This window comes from Longimicrobium sp., from assembly GCF_036554565.1.
Taxonomy (GTDB): domain Bacteria; phylum Gemmatimonadota; class Gemmatimonadetes; order Longimicrobiales; family Longimicrobiaceae; genus Longimicrobium.
Genome location: NZ_DATBNB010000211.1, coordinates 1 through 5,629, shown reverse-complemented (window position 1 = coordinate 5,629; position 5,629 = coordinate 1). Strand labels below are relative to the sequence as shown.

The window sequence follows — 5,629 nt, the reverse complement described above, 5'->3', positions numbered from 1 at the left end:
GCGCCCGAGCTGCTGGCGCTGCCCACCGACCATCCCCGCCCGGCGAAGCAGGACTTCGCCGGCGCGTCGCTGAAGGTGGAGCTGGACGAGGCGCTGACCGAGGCGCTCAAGACGCTGGGGCAGCGGCACGGCGCCACGCTTCACATGACGCTGCTCGCCGGGTGGGCCGCCGTGCTCGCCCGGCTGTCGGGCCAGGACGAGGTCGTCGTCGGCACTCCATCGGCGAACCGGGGACGGAGCGAGATCGAGGGTCTGATCGGCTTCTTCGTCAACACGCTGCCGCTGCGGGTGGACCTTTCCGGCGCGCCGACGGCGGCCGGGCTGCTGGACCGGGTCAGGGCGCTCGCGCTGGAAGCCCAGCGGAACCAGGACATCCCCTTCGAGCAGGTGGTGGAGCGGGAGCAGCCGGCGCGGAGCCTGGCGCACACCCCGCTGTTCCAGGTGATGTTCGCCTGGCAGAACGCGCCGGGGGGAAGCCTGGAGCTGCTCGGCCTTCGCCTGGCCGCCTCGGATGCCGCGCCGCACGTGACCGCCAAGTTCGACCTGCTGCTGTCGCTGTGGGAGGAGGACGGCCGCATCGCGGGCGGCCTGGAGTACGCCACGTCCCTCTTCGACCGGGCGACGGTGGAGCGCTGGGCCGGCTACCTCCGGCGCGTGCTGGAGGAGATGGTCGCGGACGACTCCAGGCCGGTGAGCCAGCTGGAGCTGCTCGGCCAGGCGGAGCGTGCGAACCTGCTCGCCCTGGGTGAAGGCGCCGCGCCGGAGTTCCCCCGCGCCACGGTGGATGCGCTCTTCGCGCAGGCCGCCGCCGCCGCGCCCGGGACCGTGGCGCTGGCCTGGGACGGCGGGCGGATGACGTACGCGGAGCTGGACGGCCGCGCCAACCGCCTTGCCCACCACCTGCGCCGCGCCGGCGTGGCCGCGGGTACCCGCGTGGGCGTGTTCCTGGAGCGTGGGCCGGAGATGGTGGTCGCCACACTGGCCGCGCTCAAGGCGGGCGGGGCGTACGTGCCGCTGGACCCGGCCTACCCGGCGGAGCGGCTGGCCTTCATGCTGGCCGACACCGCCGCGGCGGTGCTGGTGACGGAGTCGTCCCTGGCGGACCGCCTGCCGTCCCACGCCGCGCGGGTCGTGCGGGTAGACGCGGACGCGGGCGCGATCGAGGCGGAGCCGGCGGACGCGCCGGCGGCGGAGACGGACCCGGACGCGGCGGCGTACGTGATGTACACCTCCGGCTCCACGGGGCGGCCCAAGGGCGTCGAGGTGCCGCACCGGGCCATCGTGCGCCTGGTGCGCGGGCAGGACTACGTCTCCATCGACCCCTCCGACGTCTTTCTGCAACTGGCGCCCGCCTCGTTCGATGCGGCCACGCTGGAGCTGTGGGGCCCGCTGCTGAACGGCGCCCGCCACTCCATCCATCCGGCCGGGCAGCCCTCCGTGGACAGCATCGGGCGGGCGCTGGCGGAGCACGGCGTCACCGTCCTCTGGCTGACGGCGGGCCTCTTTCACCTGGTGGTGGAGGAGAGCATCGAGATCCTGCGCGGCGTCCGCCAGCTGCTGGCCGGCGGCGACGTGCTCTCCGTTCCGCACGTGCGCCGTGTGCTGGAGGAGCTGCCGGATACGGCGCTCATCAACGGCTACGGGCCCACCGAGAACACCACCTTCACCTGCTGCCACCGCATCGCCGAGGCGGACGGCGCCAGCATCCCGATCGGCCGGCCGATCGCGAACACGTACGTGCGCGTGCTGGACGCGGGGATGCAGCCGGCGCCGGTGGGCGTGCCCGGCGAGCTGTACGCAGGCGGCGCGGGGCTGGCCCACGGCTACCTGGGGCGCCCGGCGCTGACGGCGGAGAAGTTCGTCCCGGACCCGTATCTCCCCGGTGCGCGGCTGTACCGCACGGGCGACCGGGTGCGCTGGAGGGAAGTGCGAGAGTGCGAAAGTGCGGAAGTGCGAAAGTGGAACGGTGATGGTGATCGTTCGCACGAGGACGGATCTACTCTCGCACTCTCGCACTCTCCCACTTTCGCACTGGAGTTCCTGGGCCGCACCGACTTCCAGGTGAAGATCCGCGGATTCCGGATCGAGCCGGGCGAGATCGAGGCGGCGCTGCGCAGCCACGGTGCGGTGCGCGACGCCATCGTCCTGGGGCGCGAGGACGCGCCGGGCGAGAAGCGGCTGGTGGCCTACTACCTGGCGGACGAGCCGGTAGCCGTCGAGGCGCTGAAGGCGCACCTCGCCGGGCTCCTTCCCGATCACATGGTGCCGGCGGCGTACGTGTGGATGCAGGCATATCCGCTCACGCAGAACGGAAAGACCGACCGCGGGGCGCTCCCGGCACCGGGGACGGACGCGTTCGCCGCGCGCGGGTACGAGGCGCCCGACGGCGAGACGGAAGAGGCGCTGGCGGAGATCTGGGCGGAGCTGCTGGGGGTGGAGCGGGTGGGCCGCCACGACGACTCCTTCCACCTGGGCGGGAACTCCCTGCTGGCCACCCGGCTCGTGCTCCGCATCCGGCGGGAGATGGACGTGGAGCTGCCGGTGAGCGACGTCTTCGAAAAGCCGGGGCTGGCCCTGCTGGCCCAGCAGCTCCTGGACGCACAGCTGGCCCAGTTCGATCCGGACGAACTCGAAGAGCTGCTCGCGCTGTCCCGCGCCGCCGACGTGGGATGACGGGCCGGCCGTCTCGCACGACCGCAATGACGAACTACCCTTGGATCCGATGAACCCGACGCTGTCGAACGCCGAACGCGAACGAATCCTCAAGATGGCGCGCGCCGCCCGCCTGGAGCGCAGCGCGCCGAAGGGCTCGCCCATCGTGCCGGTGGAGCGGGGCGGACGGCTGGCGCTCTCCTTTGCTCAGCAGCGGCTCTGGTTCCTGGAGCAGCTGGGGGAGATGGGGAGCACCTACCACGTCCCGGAGCAGCTGCGGCTGCGGGGGGCGCTGGACCGCCCCGCGCTGGCGCGCGCGCTTGAGCGCATCGTGGCGCGGCACGAGTCGCTGCGGACGGTTTTGTTGCTGGTGAACGGCGAGCCGGAGCAGCGCATCCTGCCCGTGGAGGAGAGCGGCTTCGCCCTGGTGGAGCACGACCTGCGCGGCCAGCCAACCGCCGAAGCCCACGCGGAGCGCCTGGCGGACCGGGAGGCGGAGGCGCCCTTCGACCTGGAGCGGGGCCCTCTGGTCCGCGCGCGCCTGGTGCGCCTGGCGGACGACGACCACCTGCTGCTGGTGACCATGCACCACGTGGTTGCCGACGGGTGGAGCATGGGGGTGTTCAACCGCGAGCTGAGCGCGCTGTACACGGCCTTCAGCCAGGGGCAACCCGATCCGCTCCCCCCGCTCCCCGTGCAGTACGCCGACTTCGCCGCCTGGCAGCGGCAGTGGGCCGAAGGCGAGGTGCTGGACGCGCAGGCGGCGTACTGGACGCAGACGCTCGCAGGCGCGCCGGAGCTGCTGGAGCTGCCCACCGACCATCCGCGCCCCGCCCGGCAGGACCACGCGGGCGCCACCCTGCCCGTGGAGCTGAGCCGGGAGCTGACGGCGGGGCTCACGGCGCTCGGCCACCGCCACGGGACCACCCTGTACATGACGCTGCTGGCCGGCTGGGCCACGGTGCTCGCCCGGCTCTCGGGCCAGGACGACGTGCTCGTCGGCACCCCGTGGGCCAACCGCACGCGTCCCGAGGTGGAGGAGCTGATCGGGTTCTTCGTCAACACGCTGGTGCTGCGGGTAGACCTTTCCGTGCGCCCCACCCTGGCCGGGCTGCTGGCGCAGGTGAAGGCCCGCGCGCTGGAGGGGCAGCGGAACCAGGACATCCCGTTCGAGCAGGTGGTGGAGCGCCTGCGTCCCGCGCGCAGCCTGGCGTACAGCCCGCTCTTTCAGGTGATGTTCGCGTGGGAGGGCGCGGCGGGAAGCGGGCTGGCGCTGCCGGGGCTTTCCGTGGCCCCCGCGGCCGCGGCGCCGCGCGTGAGCGCCAAGTTCGACCTGCTGCTGACGCTTGGGGAGAACCACGGCCGCATCACTGGCGACGTGGAGTATGCCACCTCGCTGTTCGAGCGGGCGACCGTGGAGCGCTGGGTGGGCTATCTGCGGCGCGTGCTGGACGAGATGGTCGCCGACGACACGCAGCCCGTGGACCGGGTCGAACTGCTGCCCGCCCAGGAGCGCGCGCGGGTGCTGGAGGAGTGGAGCCACGTGGAGGCCGAGGTCCCGGCGGACCAGTGCATCCACGAACTTTTCGAGGCGCAGGCGGAGCGCACGCCGGGCGCGGTGGCGGTGGCCTTCGAAGATGAGTCGCTTACCTACGGCGAGCTGAACGCCCGCGCGAACCGGCTGGCTCACCACCTCCGCGGGCTGAGCGTGGGGCCCGACGCGCGCGTGGCGGTCTGCGTGGAGCGCGGCCCGGAGATGGTCATCGCCCTGCTCGCCATCCTAAAGGCGGGCGGCGCCTACGTGCCGCTGGACCCCGCGTACCCCGCCGACCGGCTGCGCACCATGCTGGAGGACAGCGCCCCGGCGGCGCTCGTCACCCAGTCGTCCCTGGCCGGCACCTTCGCGGGGATCGACGTGCCGGTGGTGGAGCTCGACGTCCCGACGTGGGCGGAGGGGCCGGAGACGAACCCCGCGCCCGTGGGGCTCACGCCCGGCCACCTGGCGTACATCATCTACACCTCCGGTTCCACCGGGCGCCCCAAGGGCGTGATGGTGGAGCACCGCAGCCTGGTGAACCACACCGCATGGCAGGCCGCCGCCTTCGCCATCGGCGCGGGGGACACGGTGCTGCAGCGCACCTCCGTCTCGTTCGATGCGTCGGTGTGGGAGCTGTGGACGCCGCTGGCCACCGGCGCGCGGATGCTGCTCCTCTCGTCCGACGCGGCGAAGGACCCGGAGGCCATGGGGCGGGTGATGGCGGAGGGCGGGGTGACCGTCGCGCAGTTCGTCCCCACCCTTCTCCAGGCGATGCTCGGCGCGCGTCCGGCGGGAAGCGCGCTTCCCTGCCGGATTCTCTTCTGCGGGGGCGAGCCGCTCCCGGCCGCGCTGGTGCAGGAAGCGCGCGCCGCGGGCGCGGGCGAGGTGGTGAACCTGTACGGCCCCACGGAAGCGACGATCGATTCCACCTCGCACGTGTGCGGCGTAGACGGCCGCGCGCCCGCCATCGGCCGGCCCATCGCCAACGCGCGGGTCTACGTGCTGGACGCGCGCGGCGAGCCGGCGCCCGTGGGCGTAGCGGGCGAGCTGTACGTGGGCGGGGCCGGCGTGGCGCGCGGCTACCTGGGCCGCGCGGGGCTCACGGCGGAGCGCTTCGTCCCCGATCCGTTCGCCGGTGACGGCGCGCGGATGTACCGCACCGGCGACCTGGGCCGCTGGCGGGCGGATGGGACGCTGGAGTTCCTGGGTCGCACCGACTTCCAGGTCAAGGTCCGCGGCTTCCGCATTGAGCCGGGCGAGATCGAGGCGCGGCTGGCCGAGCACGCCAGCGTGCGCGAGGCCGTCGTCGTGGCGCGCGAAGATACGTCCGGGGACCGGCGGCTGGTGGCGTACGTGGTGGGCGAGGCGGGTGCGGAGGTGTCGGCTGCGGAGCTGCGGGCGCACCTGTCGGGGGGAATGCCGGAGTACATGGTGCCGGGG

General features: G+C 73.4%; 2 protein-coding genes. Both read left to right on the top strand.

The features are described from left to right. On the top strand, positions 1-2,673 hold a 2,673-nt coding region (locus VIB55_RS05685), incomplete at its 5' end, for an amino acid adenylation domain-containing protein (protein ID WP_331875698.1). 49 nt (positions 2,674-2,722) lie between these two features. Next, on the top strand, positions 2,723-5,629 hold a 2,907-nt coding region (locus VIB55_RS05680), incomplete at its 3' end, for an amino acid adenylation domain-containing protein (protein ID WP_331875697.1).